17 protein-coding genes are annotated in these 14,948 nt (G+C 63.7%); 9 read left to right on the top strand and 8 right to left on the bottom strand.

Annotated elements, in window-relative coordinates; translation table 11 throughout:
* The first annotated feature begins 68 nt into the window (after positions 1-68).
* From RHO23_RS07540 to RHO23_RS07550, 3 genes are read left to right on the top strand one after another with little or no spacing between them, the layout of a single operon-like run.
* Positions 69-1,655 carry a cytochrome b gene (locus RHO23_RS07540; RefSeq protein WP_423488874.1) on the top strand — a complete coding sequence of 529 codons (1,587 nt, stop codon included), beginning with the start codon at positions 69-71 and terminating at the stop codon, positions 1,653-1,655.
* A gap of 49 nt (positions 1,656-1,704) precedes the next feature.
* A complete protein-coding gene (locus RHO23_RS07545; protein WP_057966398.1) occupies positions 1,705-2,088 on the top strand; it encodes a ribonuclease domain-containing protein in 384 nt (127 codons plus the stop codon).
* A complete protein-coding gene (locus RHO23_RS07550; RefSeq protein WP_070940968.1) occupies positions 2,085-2,375 on the top strand; it encodes a barstar family protein in 291 nt (96 codons plus the stop codon). The genes RHO23_RS07545 and RHO23_RS07550 overlap by 4 nt, the downstream gene beginning before the upstream one ends.
* A gap of 60 nt (positions 2,376-2,435) precedes the next feature.
* Here RHO23_RS07550 and katG read toward each other — a convergent pair whose 3' ends face one another.
* From katG to RHO23_RS07570, 4 genes are all read right to left on the bottom strand, one after another.
* The gene (katG, locus tag RHO23_RS07555) at positions 2,436-4,652 is read right to left on the bottom strand and encodes a catalase/peroxidase HPI (protein WP_423488875.1); all 2,217 of its coding nucleotides are present in this window, start codon (positions 4,650-4,652) and stop codon (positions 2,436-2,438) included.
* Between the two features lie 37 nt (positions 4,653-4,689).
* Positions 4,690-5,148, bottom strand: coding sequence for a Fur family transcriptional regulator (locus RHO23_RS07560; RefSeq protein WP_030097899.1), 459 nt, complete (start codon positions 5,146-5,148; stop codon positions 4,690-4,692).
* Between the two features lie 162 nt (positions 5,149-5,310).
* Positions 5,311-5,718, bottom strand: a complete 408-nt coding sequence (locus tag RHO23_RS07565; protein WP_030097898.1) for a MarR family winged helix-turn-helix transcriptional regulator — start codon at positions 5,716-5,718, stop codon at positions 5,311-5,313.
* A gap of 173 nt (positions 5,719-5,891) precedes the next feature.
* The gene (locus RHO23_RS07570; RefSeq protein ID WP_030097897.1) at positions 5,892-6,557 is read right to left on the bottom strand and encodes a GNAT family N-acetyltransferase; all 666 of its coding nucleotides are present in this window, start codon (positions 6,555-6,557) and stop codon (positions 5,892-5,894) included.
* A gap of 244 nt (positions 6,558-6,801) precedes the next feature.
* On the opposite strand from RHO23_RS07570, the gene ripD reads away from it, so the two are divergent.
* Positions 6,802-7,356, top strand: a complete 555-nt coding sequence (ripD, locus tag RHO23_RS07575; RefSeq protein ID WP_030097896.1) for an NlpC/P60 family peptidoglycan-binding protein RipD — start codon at positions 6,802-6,804, stop codon at positions 7,354-7,356.
* Between the two features lie 29 nt (positions 7,357-7,385).
* On the opposite strand, the gene RHO23_RS07580 is transcribed toward ripD, so the two are convergent.
* Positions 7,386-7,832: an SRPBCC family protein gene (locus tag RHO23_RS07580; protein ID WP_070941152.1), complete on the bottom strand. Its 447-nt coding sequence runs from the start codon at positions 7,830-7,832 to the stop codon at positions 7,386-7,388.
* A 109-nt stretch (positions 7,833-7,941) separates the two neighbouring features.
* Between RHO23_RS07580 and RHO23_RS07585 the strand changes: the two genes are divergently transcribed.
* Entirely contained in the window at positions 7,942-8,616 is a 675-nt protein-coding gene (locus RHO23_RS07585) for a (2Fe-2S)-binding protein (RefSeq protein WP_423488876.1), read from the top strand.
* A 15-nt stretch (positions 8,617-8,631) separates the two neighbouring features.
* Here the strand turns inward: RHO23_RS07585 and RHO23_RS07590 are convergent, their stop codons facing one another.
* Entirely contained in the window at positions 8,632-10,113 is a 1,482-nt protein-coding gene (locus RHO23_RS07590; protein ID WP_030097893.1) for a flavin-containing monooxygenase, read from the bottom strand.
* Positions 10,114-10,211: 98 nt separating this feature from the next.
* On the opposite strand from RHO23_RS07590, the gene RHO23_RS07595 reads away from it, so the two are divergent.
* Positions 10,212-10,601 (top strand): hypothetical protein, encoded by a 390-nt coding sequence (locus RHO23_RS07595; protein ID WP_423488877.1) that lies wholly within the window; start codon positions 10,212-10,214, stop codon positions 10,599-10,601.
* 18 nt (positions 10,602-10,619) lie between these two features.
* Here the strand turns inward: RHO23_RS07595 and RHO23_RS07600 are convergent, their stop codons facing one another.
* On the bottom strand, positions 10,620-11,276 hold the full coding sequence (locus RHO23_RS07600; RefSeq protein ID WP_423488878.1) for a maleylpyruvate isomerase N-terminal domain-containing protein: 657 nt from the start codon (positions 11,274-11,276) through the stop codon (positions 10,620-10,622).
* Between the two features lie 95 nt (positions 11,277-11,371).
* On the opposite strand from RHO23_RS07600, the gene RHO23_RS07605 reads away from it, so the two are divergent.
* The 3 genes from RHO23_RS07605 (at position 11,372) to RHO23_RS07615 (ending at position 14,631) form a co-directional block, all read left to right on the top strand.
* Positions 11,372-11,857 (top strand): hypothetical protein, encoded by a 486-nt coding sequence (locus RHO23_RS07605; protein ID WP_057966393.1) that lies wholly within the window; start codon positions 11,372-11,374, stop codon positions 11,855-11,857.
* Between the two features lie 159 nt (positions 11,858-12,016).
* Positions 12,017-13,264, top strand: coding sequence for an MFS transporter (locus tag RHO23_RS07610; protein ID WP_423489190.1), 1,248 nt, complete (start codon positions 12,017-12,019; stop codon positions 13,262-13,264).
* A complete protein-coding gene (locus tag RHO23_RS07615) occupies positions 13,261-14,631 on the top strand; it encodes an LLM class flavin-dependent oxidoreductase (RefSeq protein WP_070940973.1) in 1,371 nt (456 codons plus the stop codon). Before RHO23_RS07610 ends, RHO23_RS07615 begins: the two co-directional genes overlap by 4 nt.
* On the opposite strand, the gene RHO23_RS07620 is transcribed toward RHO23_RS07615, so the two are convergent.
* Positions 14,620-14,910 carry a hypothetical protein gene (locus RHO23_RS07620; protein WP_030097887.1) on the bottom strand — a complete coding sequence of 97 codons (291 nt, stop codon included), beginning with the start codon at positions 14,908-14,910 and terminating at the stop codon, positions 14,620-14,622. The genes RHO23_RS07615 and RHO23_RS07620 overlap by 12 nt on opposite strands.
* Between the last annotated feature and the right edge of the window lie 38 nt (positions 14,911-14,948).

Consider the following 14,948-nt stretch of genomic DNA (forward strand, 5'->3'; position numbering starts at 1 on the left):
CTACCGCTAGTAGTAATTACGTACTACCCTCCGTAGTAGGCACAAAGTCTCTTCCCAAGGGAGCAGCTATGGGTCAAGCAACGGAGCTTGCCAATGCGATCGACTCGCGCTATCACGCGTCATCGGGCCTGCGAAGACCGATGAACAAGGTCTTCCCGACCCACTGGTCATTCCTGCTGGGGGAGATCGCGCTGTACAGCTTTGTGGTGCTCCTGATTTCGGGCATCTATCTGGCGCTGTTCTTCGACCCATCGATGGCCGAGGTCACCTACAACGGCGTCTACCAGCCGCTACGCGGTATGCAGATGTCCAAGGCCTACGAAAGCTCGTTGAATCTGAGCTTCGAGGTTCGCGGTGGCCTGTTCGTGCGCCAGGTCCATCATTGGGCGGCGCTGATGTTCGCGGCCTCGATCGTCGTACACCTGGCCCGCATCTTTTTCACCGGGGCATTTCGCCGCCCGCGGGAGGCCAACTGGGTCATCGGATCACTACTGCTGATCCTGGCCATGGCAGAGGGGTTCGCGGGCTATTCGCTGCCCGATGATCTGTTGTCCGGCACCGGACTTCGTGTGGTCACGCAGGGCATGATGTCGCTGCCGATCGTCGGTACCTGGATGCATTGGGCGTTGTTCGGCGGCGACTTCCCCGGAAACATCGTGCTGCCAAGACTTTACGTTCTGCATGTGCTACTCGTTCCCGCCATCATGATCGCGCTCATCGGCGTGCACCTGGCACTTGTGTGGTATCAGAAGCACACGCAATTTCCCGGCCCACGGCGCACCGAGACCAATGTTGTTGGGGTAAGGATTGTTCCGGCGTTCGCCCTGAAATCTGGCGCATTCTTCGCCATCGTCACGGCAGTTCTCGCTCTCATGGGCGGGCTACTGCAGATCAACCCAGTGTGGCTGCTCGGCCCCTACAAGCCATCGCAGGTAGCGGCCGGATCACCGCCCGACATCTACCTGATGTGGACGGACGGCCTGCTGCGGCTCGTCCCGGATTGGGAGCTGTATATCTTCGGCCACACCGTGCCCGCCGTGCTGTGGGGAGTGCTGGGCATCATGCTCGCGTTCGTGGTGATCGTGGCCTGGCCATTCATCGAGAGACGCTTCACCGGCGACGATGCGCATCACAACCTGCTGCAGCGTCCGCGTGACGCTCCGGTCCGCACCGCCATCGGAGCAGCTGGCTTTTCGCTCTACATCTTGCTCACCCTGTCGTGCATCAACGACATCATCGCGTTGAAGTTCCATATCTCGCTGAACGCGACGACGTGGATCGGCCGTATCGGCATGGTCATCTTGCCGATCATCGTGTACTACCTGGCCTACCGCTGGGCCATCGGGCTGCAACGCAGCGACCGCGCAGTACTCGAACACGGCATCGAGACCGGCATCATCAAGCGACTGCCACACGGTGAATACATCGAGCTGCACCAGCCACTGGCCGGTGTCGACGAGCACGGCCACGCCATCCCGCTGGAATACCAGGGCGCCGCAGTACCACAGCGCATGAACAAGCTCGGATCGGCCGGCGCACCCGGCACCGGCTCGTTCCTGTTCGCCGACCCCGCCGACGAACAAGCCGCACTGGTGCAAGCCGAACACGCATCGGCGCGCACCGAATTAGCGGTGCTCCGCGGAAGATCGCGGTAACCGAGTCGCCGACCGCAGTTCCGGCGGCGGCGTGCAGTACCGTCGAAGCATGTCGCAGCGTTTGCGTGTGGTGGGTGCCGCGGTCCTCGCGCTGGCACTCATCGGTTGTACCGAGCCTTCGCCGGCTCGTGCCACCATCGCCGAGTGCAACTTGTCCGAACTGCCGTCGGAGGCTTCCGGAACGGTGGACCTGATCCATGCCGGCGGGCCGTTCCCGTATCCGCGTAACGACGGTGTCGTTTTCCAGAACCGCGAGCGGGTTCTGCCCTCGGAGCCCCGCGGGTACTACCACGAGTACACGGTCCGAACTCCGGGGAGTAAGACGCGTGGCACTCGGCGCATCATCACCGGTGGTAATCCACCGAACGATCCTCCACACGTCTACTACACGGGCGATCACTACCAATCATTCTGTGAGGTTGAAGGCGCATGAAGACCTATGTCGTCGAAGGCTCCCATGTCCGTACTCGGGCGGACTTCTTCACCGAACTCGGGCGGGCGGTGAACGGGCCGGGCGGCTACTTCGGCAGCAATCTCGATGCTCTCGTCGATTGCCTTCGGGGCGGCTTCGGCACCCCTGACGACGAGCCGTTCCGGTTCGTTCTGCAGGACGCGACACGCATCAAGTCCGCGGTGGGGAAGAAGGATTGGGATGCCATCGAGGAGATCTTCGAGGAAGCCGGAGTGCCGCTGACCGCGCGAACGAAAGATCGCGACTAGTCCTGGCGACAACGCGATGGCCGGCCCCCGAAGGAGCCGGCCATCCACGTGTGGCGGGTATCAGCGGACGTCGAAGCGGTCCGCGTTCGACACCTTGACCCATGCCGCGACGAAGTCCTTGACGAACTTCTCCTTGGCGTCGTCCTGTGCGTAAACCTCTGCGAGAGCTCGCAGTTCGGAGTTCGCGCCGAACACCAGATCAACCCGGCTGGCGGTCCACTTCGCCGCACCGGTGCTGCGATCGGTACCCACATACGTGCCGTCGTCGGCCGAGGACGGCGTCCACTCGGTGCCCATATCGACCAGGTTGACAAAGAAGTCATTGGTCAATGTCCCGGGCTTGTCGGTGAGCACGCCGAGCTCGGAGCCTTGGTAGTTCGCACCCAGCACGCGCAAGCCACCCACCAGGACTGCCAGTTCCGGCGGCGACAGCGCCAGCAGGTTGGCCTTGTCGATCAGCTTGTACTCCGCCGGTATCTGCGCACCCTTGCCCAGGTAGTTGCGGAACCCATCGGCAGCCGGCTCCAGGTAGGAGAACGAATCGACGTCGGTCTGTTCCTGAGTCGCATCGCCGCGGCCGGGCGTGAACGGCACCGTGATGTTGAATCCGGCGTCCTTGGCCGCCTTCTCGACGGCGGCAGCTCCACCGAGTACGACAAGGTCGGCGAACGAGATCTTCTTGGCGCCGGCGTTGAACGACTCCTGTATGCCTTCCAGCGTGCGGATCACCTGGGCGAGCTCGTCGGGCTCGTTGGACTCCCAGCCGGCCTGCGGCTGCAACCGGATACGTCCACCGTTGGCGCCGCCGCGCTTATCGCTGTTGCGATACGACGCCGCGGCCTTCCATGCGGTCGACACCAGCTGCGGCACGGTAAGGCCTGAGGCGAGAAGCTGCGCCTTCAGCTCGGCGACATCAGCCTCCCCGATATTGGTATCCGAGGCGGGAATGACGTCCTGCCAAAGCAGGGTTTGTTTCGGCACCAGCGGACCGAGGTAGCGGGACAGCGGCCCGAGATCGCGATGGATCAGCTTGTACCAGGCCTTTGCGTACGCATCGGCCAGTTCCTCGGGGTGATCGAGCCAGCGTCTGGTGATCGCCTCGTAGATCGGATCGAAGCGCATCGAAAGGTCGGTCGTGAGCATCGATGGATGCGTCTTACCCGCGCCCTGCGCCATGGGTACCGAGTTGGCCCAGCCGCCGTCCTTGGGCTTCCACTGATGCGCACCGGCCGGGCTCTTGGTCAGCTCCCAGTCATTGCCGTAGAGAATCTCCAGGAAGCTGTTGTCCCACTTGGTGGGGGTATGGGTCCAGATGACCTCCAGCCCGCTACCGATCGCGTCATTTCCCTTTCCGGAGCCGAACGCGCTCTTCCAGCCGATGCCCATCTGCTCAAGCGGTGCATCTTCGGGATCGGGACCGACCAGCCCGGCGTCGCCGGCACCGTGCGTCTTGCCGAAGGTGTGGCCGCCCACAATGAGCGCGGCCGTCTCCTCGTCGTTCATCGCCATCCGGCCGAACGTCTCACGGATATCGATCGCCGCGGCCAGCGGATCCGGATTACCGTTGGGGCCTTCGGGATTGACGTAAATCAGACCCATCTGCACGGCGGCAAGTGGGTTCTCCAGGTCACGGTCTCCGGTGTAGCGCTCATCGCCGAGCCAGGTGTGCTCGGGACCCCAGTAGACGTCCTGCTCGGGCTCCCAGCGGTCCTCGCGCCCAAAGGCGAAGCCAAAGGTCTTGAACCCCATGGTGTCCATCGCGTGATTGCCCGCGAAGACGATGAGGTCTGCCCACGAGAGCTTGTTCCCGTACTTCTTCTTCACGGGCCACAGCAGCCGGCGGGCACGGTCAAGCAGTACGTTGTCGGGCCAGCTGTTCAGCGGGGCGAACCGCTGCATGCCGGCACCGGCGCCGCCACGGCCGTCGCCCACGCGGTAGGTGCCCGCGGCGTGCCATGCCATGCGGATGAACATCGGGCCGTAGTTGCCGAAGTCGGCAGGCCACCAGTCCTGCGAATCGGTCAGGACCGTCTCGACATCCTTTTTCAGCTCGTCCACATCGATTGTCTGTACGGCTTTGGCGTAATCGAAACTCTCGCCAAGGGGGTTCGCGGCGGGCGGATTCTTCTTGAGAATGCCCAGGTTGAGCTGGGTCGGCCACCATTCGCGGTTGGCGTTACCACCCTCGACGGGGTAGTTCAGGCGACCACCGGCAACGGGGCAACCGTTCGAGGGCTGATTGTTCGCCTCAGCGATGGGCGGGTGTTCTTCAGGCACAGCGATCCTTTCGGGAGGGGGGTGATATGGGCTGTGATCACGTGTGTGATCCCGAAATTTGTGTGGACGCAGCGTGTGCTGCACAGTCGGGGCATAGGCCCCAATAGATGACCTCGGCCTCCTCGAGGACGAATCCGTTGTAGTCGGACGGGGTAAGACAGGGCGCGGCGCCGATCGCGCAATCGATATCCGCGATGACACCGCACGAGCGGCATACGGCGTGGTGGTGGTTGTCGCCAACCCGTGATTCGTACCGTGCGACGGAGCCGGAGGGCTGAATCTTGCGCAGCAGGCCAGCCGACGTCAGCGCCGCCAGGACGTCGTAAACGGCCTGCCGGGACACCTCGGGCAGGCCCGCCCGCACCGCACCGAAGACGGTCTCGGTATCGGCGTGCGGGTTCGCTTCGACGGCCTCGAGCACGGCGACTCGGGGCCGGGTCACACGCAAATCGGCGGTCCGCAGCAGCGCCGCGTACTCGTCCGGTGTGAAGGCCACAACGGCAGTATGCCTGAATTATCTGGAATGAGTCCAAGAAATCCGGAAAAGAGTTGGAAAGAGTTCAGAACCCGTTCAACCAGCGCAAAGGCGTCATCAATTATGGTCAAACGTCGTCAATAGTGTTGACACTGAGCACTTTTGCACGCGGAGGTGGGTGAACTACCGCGCCGACATCGTCTCGATCACTCCGCCGAGCAGCCTGCGCAGCTGGGCACGATCCTTGTCTGTCATGTTGGCCAGAATCTCGTCGTCATCCTCGCGCAGCGTGGCGTCGGCACGCTCGAAGAGCTTTCGTCCCTTGGCGGTCAACTCGGTGGTCAGCACCCTCGCGTCTGCCTGCCGTCGCGAACGATGCACCAAACCTGCCTCCTCCAGCGACCGCTGGACCAGGCTTACCGCCTGGGGGGTGATTCGAAGCTCTGCGGCGATCTCAACATTGGATATCCCCGGCTGTGCGGATAGCACGGCCAGGCACTCCATCTGCGGAACAGTCACGCCGAAGTCGCGCACGATCACCGAAGCGCGTGACCACAGCACCCGGTAGATCTGAGACACCAGAATGCCCATCGGAGATTCCTCGTATGTGCTCATACCGCGCTAACAGTAGCGGACCTCTCCAATGTTCCACCGCCCGAAGCGCTGTGGAGGGGCGGCGTGTCGTCCGGTACATTCGCACCAATTCATCAGTGCATCAAGCACATTGATCAATGCTCTTGATGAGCATTGAATCTGTCGGGTGTCTATGACGCGGGGGCGCCGGGCGCACGTACCACCATGGGCACGGCGGGGAAGTAGGCGGCCATCACCGATCGGGACTTTCGCAAAGCCGCGGTGCCGTAACCCTTCTTGCGGTGGTCGGGATGGACCCAGATCCGCACGTTCACCTCACCGTCGACCAGCTCACCAAAGACGATGCCCACCTTGCTGGGCCCTTCGACGGCGACGAACCAGGCCGCCTCTTCATCATCGATGCGCGCGAGAGCCGCCCGCAATTCGTCTTCGACACCCCCGGCGGGGGCGCCGGACCCGTCCCCGGCCTGGCCGATCTCTTCCGTACGTACGGCGAAGATGTCGGCATCGGCATTCCCGGAGAACGGGCGCAGCTCAAGGCTGTCTCCCGAGCTCGCGGGGCGCTCCATGAGTGTGAAGGTGAGCTGGCTGTTGAGATCCTCGAGCTCGGCCGCGTTCTTGCGGCGCTCATCCTTGGTCAGATGATCGAACGACATCCCCATGACTGCCTCACCGCCCAGATGCGAGGTTCCCAATAGTGCGGCTATCGCGTCGATCGCGCTCTTCCGGTCATCGGCTTCCACAATCAGGTCAAGCACTTCGTGACGTCGTTCGAACGCGCTGGTGAGTGCGTCGGCGATTTCGCGGCGGGTGGCAAGGCGGTCGTGGTCGGTCATGGCGCCAGCCTACGACCGGCGGGCCAACCGCGCTCAAGAAACGTTGAGCGTAAGGGTTGACGTGCGCCGAAGCCCCGCCGCGTATCACCGTTCGGTCACGTTACGACAACTCATTGGCCATGTCGCAGAACCTAATTGGGATTGGAAGGGGCCGCGGAGGTACAAAGGATCTTGGTGGTCATCGCCGGCCGGAGGGAACCACCCGCGCATGGAGGATTCGCGGCCGGAGGGAAGCGACAATCGAATGAAACGCACATACGCCGTCATGCTCGGCATCGCCCTGCTCTTCGCCACCCCGGGGTTGGCCTCGGCGGACGTTCACAGAAGTCCCGCCGACGCCCAGAAGCTCGTCAACGCGGTGATCGCCAGGGGCCTATCTCAACGCGGCGTGCCGTTCACATATGGGGGCGGTAACACCGACGGCCCGACCACAAGTACCGACACCGCGCCTGCCGCGCCGGAGGCGACCACGAGCCTGCTGGGGTTGATTCCCGCTCCGGTGGCTGCCCCTGCGCCCAAGGTTCCCGGTTTCGACGCCTCGGGGCTGATGGTCTACTCCTATGCCGCCGCAGGTATCAAGCTTCCACGTCGATCCGGTGATCAATACAACGTCGGCCGGAAAATCGCTCCGTCCCAGGCGCTTCCGGGGGATCTCATCTTCTACGGTCCCAACGGTAGCCAGAGCGTGACGATGTTCCTGGGGAACAACCTCATGCTGGAAGCGTCCGAACCCGCGGTGCAGGTGTCGCAGGTGCGTTTCAACGACATGGCCCCCTACCTGGTTCGGGTGATCGAGTAGTCACAGCGATGGAGCGTCTTTCTGCGCGATCACTGCTCGCGCAGAAAGACCTCAATCCGTTCCAGCACAGCAGGCCAGCCCACCAGACACAGCTGCCTGAACCGCATCTGGTCGTGGTCATTCGGGTTGAATCCGGTCGCCTCGACAGATAGCCGGGTTCCGTCTGCATTCGGGTTCAGGGTCCAGCGTGAGTCGATGGTGATCGATCCGTCGCGGGTGGTCATCCGGTAGGCCAACAGCTCGTCGTCGACAACCTCGGTGAATCGGCCGTCGATCTCTCCGACGAATCCGCTTCCCACGAACGGGAAGACGCTAAACGAGAACGCGAGTCCCGTCTCGTATTTGGTCGGCCCGAAATCTTTGACCCACTGCCCGAACAACTGCGGTGACACAAGAATCGACCACACCTGGTGGGCCGGATACGAGTAGTGGTATTCGAAATTGACCGTAGTGAGGTCCCCGACCTGCTCAGCCACCAACGACACCTTTCGTGCGCACTGCCCCTGGATGTACCGGACGCAAGTAACCTAAACCCAATGCCTCGCCCGCGCGTGATCTTGATCGGGCTGATGGCATCATCGGCGTGTGAGCGCGGTTGAGGTGTCGGCTTTTGGGCCCTTTTTCGCCGTCGAGACCCATGACACCGGTGACGCGCCGATCCCGCCGTGGCGGCCTGTGGCGGAGTTGACCGACGGATCACACGCATTGGCGGATCGGATTGAGCGCGTCCGAAGCAATCTCGCCGCGCGGATAGCGGTGAGCCCCGCCGACATCGATCCGCGGGTAGCGGGCTCGGTGGCTCATCTTGGTTTGGTCGCCCGCATCCTGGCGCCAACGGTCGCCGCAGCGGCATGCGACGAACCGCGGATCTCGCAGCAGCCACATGAGTTGTGGTGGCAGGACGAGCTCGGCGGTCCGTTTCCGCTTTCCGTGGTCATGCGGATGGGGGAGGACTACACCATCACCGGGTCGGTAGTGGAATCGATCACCGAGGGCGTCATCGAACACGCGGGGGTAAGCGACCGCGTCCTCTGGGGAAACGTCGGATCGGCCGTGAACAGCGCCGCGCGCCTCATCGCCTCGTCGCGACCCGAACTGACCGACGCCGCCCGCGAAGTCGCCGACACCTACCTTCGCGACCCGCGCATCGACGACGGCACCCAGCGTGCAGGACCTGATTTCCGGCGGCGCAGTTGCTGTCTGATCTATCAGCTCACCGACGACCGTTCCGCGGTATGCGGCGACTGCGTACTCGGCTAACCCACCCAGAACCGGCTAGGCCAGCTGGTAGGCCTCCAGCGGGAATGACTCCTGCTCCTTGTACGCGCTGGCCGTGGATGTCGGGCGCAGCAGTGCGGCCTCACCGTGCTGGTTGAAGTAGTAGCTTCGTGCCGTCTGGCAGCTGCCGAGATAGAACACCGAATTGTCCAGGTTGCCGACCATGCGGTTCAGGAACTCGGTGTTGGCCTCGTCGGTGACCTCGAAGGTTTCGGTGCCGGTGCGAGCCATCTCGCCAAAGAGCCGCTTGATGTGCCGCATCTGGGACTCGATGGTGTCGAAGTAGGACAACCCGCTGTAGGAGTAGGGCCCGTTGAGTGTCAGCAGATTCGGGAACTTGGGCACCGCGATACCTTCGAACGCCTGGAATCGATTGTCCCGCCAGAATTTTCCGAGGTTGTAGTCCTCACGACCGACTACCTCGAACGCGGGGAAGGCCGATTCCCACAGATTGAAACCGGTGGCCAGGACCAAGGTGTCGATGACCGTCTTGCGACCGTCTGCGGTGACGATGCCATCGGGCTCGATCCGCTCGATCGATGCCGTCTCAAGGCTGACGTTCTTCTTGCTGAAGGCCCGGAAGTACGTGTTCGAGAATGTCGGCCGCTTGCAACCGAAGTCGTAGTCGGGTGTCAGCTTGCGGCGCAGCTCGCGATCGCGCACCTGCGCGAACAAATGCGCCTTGGCCAGCATCGCGGCCCCGTTGTTGGCCTGCCGGAACTGACGGAAATGCAGTACTCCGCCCACCATGATCACTTCAAGGATCGCCGAACCCACTGTGCGAGCGATCTTTTGGGTACGTGGCACCTTCGCGAAAAGCTTCTTGATCACACCGGGGACCTTCGCGTCGGCCTTGGGTACGACCCAGATCGGGGTGCGCTGGTACACGGTCAGGTGCTGCGCGTCCTTGGCCAGCTCAGGGATGAGCTGAACGGCGGTGGCGCCGGTGCCGATCAGGCCGATCTTGTGGCCCGCGGCCCGATAACTGTTATCCCACTTGGTGGTGTGGATGACCTTGCCGGCGAAGGACTCAATACCCGCAATATCGGGCATCTTGGGCTGAGACAGGTATCCGGTGGCTGTCAGAAGATATTTACCGGTGAGGGTCTCACCGGACTCGGTGGCCACAACCCAGTGTTGGCCCTCCTCGTCCCAGCGCGCACCCGATACCGGGGTGTTGAACCGCATGTACTTGCGCAGGTCGTGCTTCTCGGCCACGTGGGCGGCGTACTGCTTGAGTTCGGAACCCGGCGCGAATAACCGCGACCAGTAGGGATTGGGCTCGAAGGAGTACGAATAGGTCGCCGAAGGGATGTCGACAGCCAGGCCGGGGTAGTGGTTGACGTGCCAGGTACCGCCCAAATCGTCCTCGCGATCCAGGATCGCAAGGTTGGTCAGGCCCAGCTCCTTGAGCTGGATCGCCGCGCCCATCCCGCCGAAACCGGCCCCGACGATGACGGCGTCAAACTGCGTTGTCATGTCCCAATGCTAGCCGCGACCTCCGAGAAATGGTCCGCCTGTCTAGATGTGCTCCACACCACATGAAACGATGTGTACCGAAGGACACAATGTGTCATATGGTGGATTCAACCCGAGAGGAGCACCGTCACATGATCACCGAATGCACAGTTCACAGTGCCAAAGCGCTCGTCAGGGCGGTGTCCTCGGCCGGGTTAGTCGCCGTGGCGGCGAGCACGGCGGTATTCCTTACGCAATCCCCGCTGGCCGCCGCGGGCCCGGCCGCCGTCGGGGGCGCCCAGGGGGTCATCGACATGCTCACCTCGGAGGGGTACCGCGTCATCGTCACCAAGACGGGCGGGCGGGACATCGAGGACTGCACGGTTCGCTCGATCCTGACCCAAACCCCGGTTCGGCACCAGCACAAGAGCGATATCAGGCCGGCGCCCGCCCGCGATGGGGAAGCCCCTGACTACAAGATCGCCTATGTCACCCTGAACTGCGCGTAGGGGAAGCACGCTCGTGACTTAGCCGAGAAAGACGGGAATTCTGTTCCCGTCGGCTCCCAAGGCTGCGGTTTGTGCGGCGGTTGGGGTGCGGCGCCCCGTTCCGATCACCAGGGCGTCGGCATCCGTCAGTGCCGCGGGGATCTTGTATCCGGCGATCTGCTCCACCATCTGACGCGCACGCGAAAGCCCGGCGGCGGGTGGGGCTGCCGCGTCGGGCAGATGCGCGACAAGGTCGAGATGATGCAATGTCCATTCCAGGACGTAGGCATCCAGATAATCGCCCACGGTGAGGACCTGTCCCTTGGTGGCGACGCACTGGTCGCGATGGGCGAGGAGCGCGGCGCGCCCGGCCGCGGCGCCCAGGTCATCCAGGTGAAAGGTGAGCAGGCCCGGCTCCTGGTAGGCGGCGGCCAACCTGACGATCAGCGCATCGAGGGCGTCGTCACCGGCAGGGGGCGCACCGAGGACTTCCCAGTAGGTCAGCGCATCGCGCGTCGGTGGTTCCTCGCTGGGGGTTGCCAGGGTTATCAGCACGTCCTGGGCGTCGATGATCAGATGGCACACCAGATCGCGCACGAGCCAGCCCGCGCAGCCGGACGGCTGGGTAAATGCCTGGTCCGGCAGATCGGCGACAGCGGCACGCAGAGCTGCCCAGGTGTGGGTGAAGAGGTCCACCGCCGGAAAGTAGCAGTACGACAAGTGGTACGGAACTCCCGCGCCACCGCATCCGACCTCTAGTCTCAGAGATGTTCGAATTTGGGAGGCATTGAGTGAGGACGCAGCGCCACGACGACGTTGGACTTGAGGACACGCTGCGCGCGATCGAGCGCGGTGTGCTTGAGGACGTCTGGATGAGCAGGCCGCGACGCTGGACCGCGCTGGTGGCGGCCATCGTCCTGGGCGTGGCCGCGGCAAGTCGCTGGTCAAACCTCGGCGCCCAGGCCAGCCCGTCGCTGCATGTCGATGCCGTGGTGCCGGGGACGTCCATCATGTTTCTGGTGGCATGCCTTGTTTCGCTCGTAGCTCTGCGCCGGAGGCACTTCCGGTGGTGCTGCGCGGCGGCGTACACCGCGGCGCTGAGCGCGGTGACAAGTCTGGCCGCGCTGTGGTGGCATCAGACGGCGGACGGTTCCGATCCGTTGATGTGGACGCTGCTGGCTGCGCTCGCCTCCACCACGCTGACGGTCACCTGGCTCGCGACAATCCTTACCCCGCTAGAGGATTCACAGCCCGATATGCGGGCCGGGAGCCACTAGCCGTACGGCAGAAATCCCGCCGAGCACAAAGGTTCCCACCGGCGATCCGGTCATGCACCGTGGCGTCACGTGACTACCACCAGTGCGGCGCCTGCCGTTCACGCGGGTGGACCGGCCCAGAGTGGTGGTCCCGGCGCCCGTACCGTTGCGCTGAGCTGCATGGTCGGCACCACCATCGAGTGGTACGACTTCTACCTCTACGCGACGGCTGCGGCACTTGTCCTGAGGCCTTTGTTCTTCCCGACCGTCTCCTCGACAGCCGGCACGCTGGCCTCGTTCGCAACCTACGCCGCGGGGTTCGGTGCGCGCCCCGTGGGAGCCGTCATCGCCGGACACCTGGGTGACCGGCTGGGGCGCAAGGCCGTTCTCGTTGGGGCGCTGCTCCTCATGGGCGTTGCCACCGCGCTGATCGGCGCACTGCCGACCTATGCCGAGGCGGGCGTTTTCGCACCGAGCGCACTGGCGACGCTACGGGTGTTGCAGGGGCTCGCGGCCGGAGCGGAATGGGGTGGCGCCGCCCTGCTGTCGGTTGAACACGCCCCGCCCGGCCATCGGGGTCTGTTCGGCAGCTTCACCCAGTTGGGCTCGCCAGCGGGAATGCTCTTGGCTACCGGCGTATTCGGTCTCACTCGAATGCTCACCGGGCCGGACGTGTTTCTTGCCTGGGGCTGGCGCATCCCGTTCTTGAGCAGCGTCATCTTGGTGGCCGTCGGCCTGGCGATCAGATTGCGGCTGAGTGACTCAGCGGACTTCCGGCGGCTGCGTGAACGAGGCGAGCTCGCCCGGCTGCCTGTCGTGGAAGTCGTGCGCACGCAGCCCCGTAATGTGCTGTTGACCATCGGCTTACGGCTGTCCCAGATCGCCTTGTTCGTACTGCTGACCACCTACTCGTTGACCTACCTGCAAGACGTGTTCGGGAAGGACAGTCAAGTCGGGTTGACTGCCGTGTTGATCGCTTCGGCGATCGGCATCGTGAGTACGCCGGCGTGGTCGGCACTCTCCGACAGGATCGGCCGACGTCCGCTTTACCTGTTCGGGGCGGTGGCCGGACCGGTGGCGTTGACGCTGTTCTTCCTGGCGGCCGGAAGCGGGTCGACGGTTCTCGTGGTGCTCTCAATCATCTTCGGGATCAACGTTGTTCACGACGCCATGTATGGTCCCCAGGCCGCATGGTTCGCCGAGCTGTTCGACACCCGGGTCCGCTACAGCGGGGCGTCTCTGGGCTATCAGATCGGTGCGGTGCTATCCGGTGGATTCGCCCCGCTGATCGCCGCAGCCCTGCTGGCCGTCAACCACGGCAACCCATGGCTCATCGTCGTCTACCACCTGGTGCTGGCCGCACTCACGTTCGCCTCCGCACATGCCGCCCGTGAAACCTATCGAGACAAGATCGGAGTCTCTCGATGAGCCGGATCTACCTCAATGCCTTCGACATGGCATGTGTCGGCCACCAATCACCGGGCCTGTGGCGACATCCCGAGGATCAGGGACACCGATACCGGACCTTGAGCTATTGGACTGAACTCGCCCGGTCGCTCGAGACCGGCGGTTTTGACCTGTTGTTCCTCGCCGATGTGCTGGGTGCGTATGACGTGTACGGAGCTTCGCGCGATGCGGCCGTGGTCGATGCGGCGCAATTCCCGGTCAATGACCCGTCGTTGGCCGTATCGGCGATGGCGGCGGTGACCGAGACATTGGGATTCGGGATCACGTTGTCACTCACCTACGAGCAGCCGTATGCCTTGGCCCGCCGCCTCTCGACGCTCGATCATCTCACCGAGGGGCGGGTGGCATGGAACATTGTCACATCGTATTTAGACAGTGCAGCAAGGAATTTGGGACTGGACTCCCAAATACCGCATGACCGGCGCTACGACATCGCCGACGAGTATCTCCAGGTCTGTTACAAGCTATGGGAAGGTTCGTGGGAGGACGGTGCCGTGGTGCATGACAGGGCGCGGGGTGTCTTCACCGACCCGGCCAAGGTCCATGACATCGCGCACCAGGGAAGGTATTTCACCGTTCCCGGGCCATTTCTGTGCGAACCCTCGCCGCAGCGCACACCGGTGCTGTTCCAGGCGGGTGCCTCGGCGCGGGGAGTTCAATTCGCGGCGGCTCACGCCGAAGCGGTGTTCGTATCGGGTCCGACGCCGCAGGTCGTGCGAGGACCGGTGCGGGCCTTGCGTGAGGCCGCAGCGGGATTGGGCCGCGACCCGCGGGCCATCAAGGTTTTCACCATGGTGACGCCGATCGTCGCCGAGACGCGGGATCTGGCGATCGCCAAGCTGCATGATTACCGCCAATATGTCAGCCCCGCAGGTGCACTGGCTTTATTCGGTGGCTGGACGGGAGTTGATCTGGCTGGGCTCGGGGCAGACGAGGCGCTGCGGCATGTCCAGACCGACGCCAACCGTTCCGCGCTGGCCTCGTTTACCAAGGATCCGAGCCGTACCTGGACGGTGGGTGAGCTGGCGCAGGAAATCGGGATCGGCGGGCGTGGGCCGGTTCTCGTCGGTGCTGCCGCCGACATCGCTGACGAACTGGAACACTGGGTCGATGCTGCCGATGTCGACGGGTTCAACGTCGCGTATGTGACCACACCCGGGACCTTCGTCGATTTCGCCCGTTTCGTGGTGCCCGAGCTCCGGCGCCGTGGCCGGGTGCCGTATCGGCGGGAAAGGCTCAGCCTGCGCGAGCATCTCGGCGGCCGCGGTCCCCATCTGTCCGACGGACATCCGGGCCGGTCGTATCGTCGGGCAGTCCTACCCGGCTGACAAGGTGGAGTGATCTCCGAATCGATCACTGAGCGCCACGAGCAACTGATCCAGTGCGGCCAGCTCGGCGCGTTTGGCACCGACGAGCCGGTGCAGGCGCGAGAGGCTCGATGGCTTGCCGCTCTGTCTTCTGCGCTCCAGGGATGCCACATGGTCGTCGAGTTCGCGCAGGGCCACCGCACGTAGCTCGCCGAGGACATCCTGGTAGTACTGCGCCTGACGCAGATCCGCGCTCCGACCCGGAAGGATCGGATCGACGACCTTGATCAGGCCGCTCACGGTTCACCGCCCATGTTGCCTCCGGGTGTCGCTTTCAT

The organism is Mycobacteroides sp. PCS013 (assembly GCF_049532645.1).
In the GTDB taxonomy this organism is placed as follows: domain Bacteria; phylum Actinomycetota; class Actinomycetes; order Mycobacteriales; family Mycobacteriaceae; genus Mycobacterium; species Mycobacterium gwanakae.

What these genes read in the sequence shown, in the direction of transcription:
- RHO23_RS07565 (WP_030097898.1), bottom strand. Translation starts at nt 5,718, where the DNA reads ATGGGCATTCTGGTGTCTCAGATCTACCGGGTGCTGTGGTCACGCGCT.
- RHO23_RS07545 (WP_057966398.1), top strand. Translation starts at nt 1,705, where the DNA reads ATGTCGCAGCGTTTGCGTGTGGTGGGTGCCGCGGTCCTCGCGCTGGCA.
- RHO23_RS07610 (WP_423489190.1), top strand. Translation starts at nt 12,017, where the DNA reads ATGGTCGGCACCACCATCGAGTGGTACGACTTCTACCTCTACGCGACG.
- RHO23_RS07550 (WP_070940968.1), top strand. Translation starts at nt 2,085, where the DNA reads ATGAAGACCTATGTCGTCGAAGGCTCCCATGTCCGTACTCGGGCGGAC.
- RHO23_RS07590 (WP_030097893.1), bottom strand. Translation starts at nt 10,113, where the DNA reads ATGACAACGCAGTTTGACGCCGTCATCGTCGGGGCCGGTTTCGGCGGG.
- RHO23_RS07570 (WP_030097897.1), bottom strand. Translation starts at nt 6,557, where the DNA reads ATGACCGACCACGACCGCCTTGCCACCCGCCGCGAAATCGCCGACGCA.
- ripD (WP_030097896.1), top strand. Translation starts at nt 6,802, where the DNA reads ATGAAACGCACATACGCCGTCATGCTCGGCATCGCCCTGCTCTTCGCC.
- RHO23_RS07540 (WP_423488874.1), top strand. Translation starts at nt 69, where the DNA reads ATGGGTCAAGCAACGGAGCTTGCCAATGCGATCGACTCGCGCTATCAC.
- RHO23_RS07615 (WP_070940973.1), top strand. Translation starts at nt 13,261, where the DNA reads ATGAGCCGGATCTACCTCAATGCCTTCGACATGGCATGTGTCGGCCAC.
- RHO23_RS07595 (WP_423488877.1), top strand. Translation starts at nt 10,212, where the DNA reads ATGGTGGATTCAACCCGAGAGGAGCACCGTCACATGATCACCGAATGC.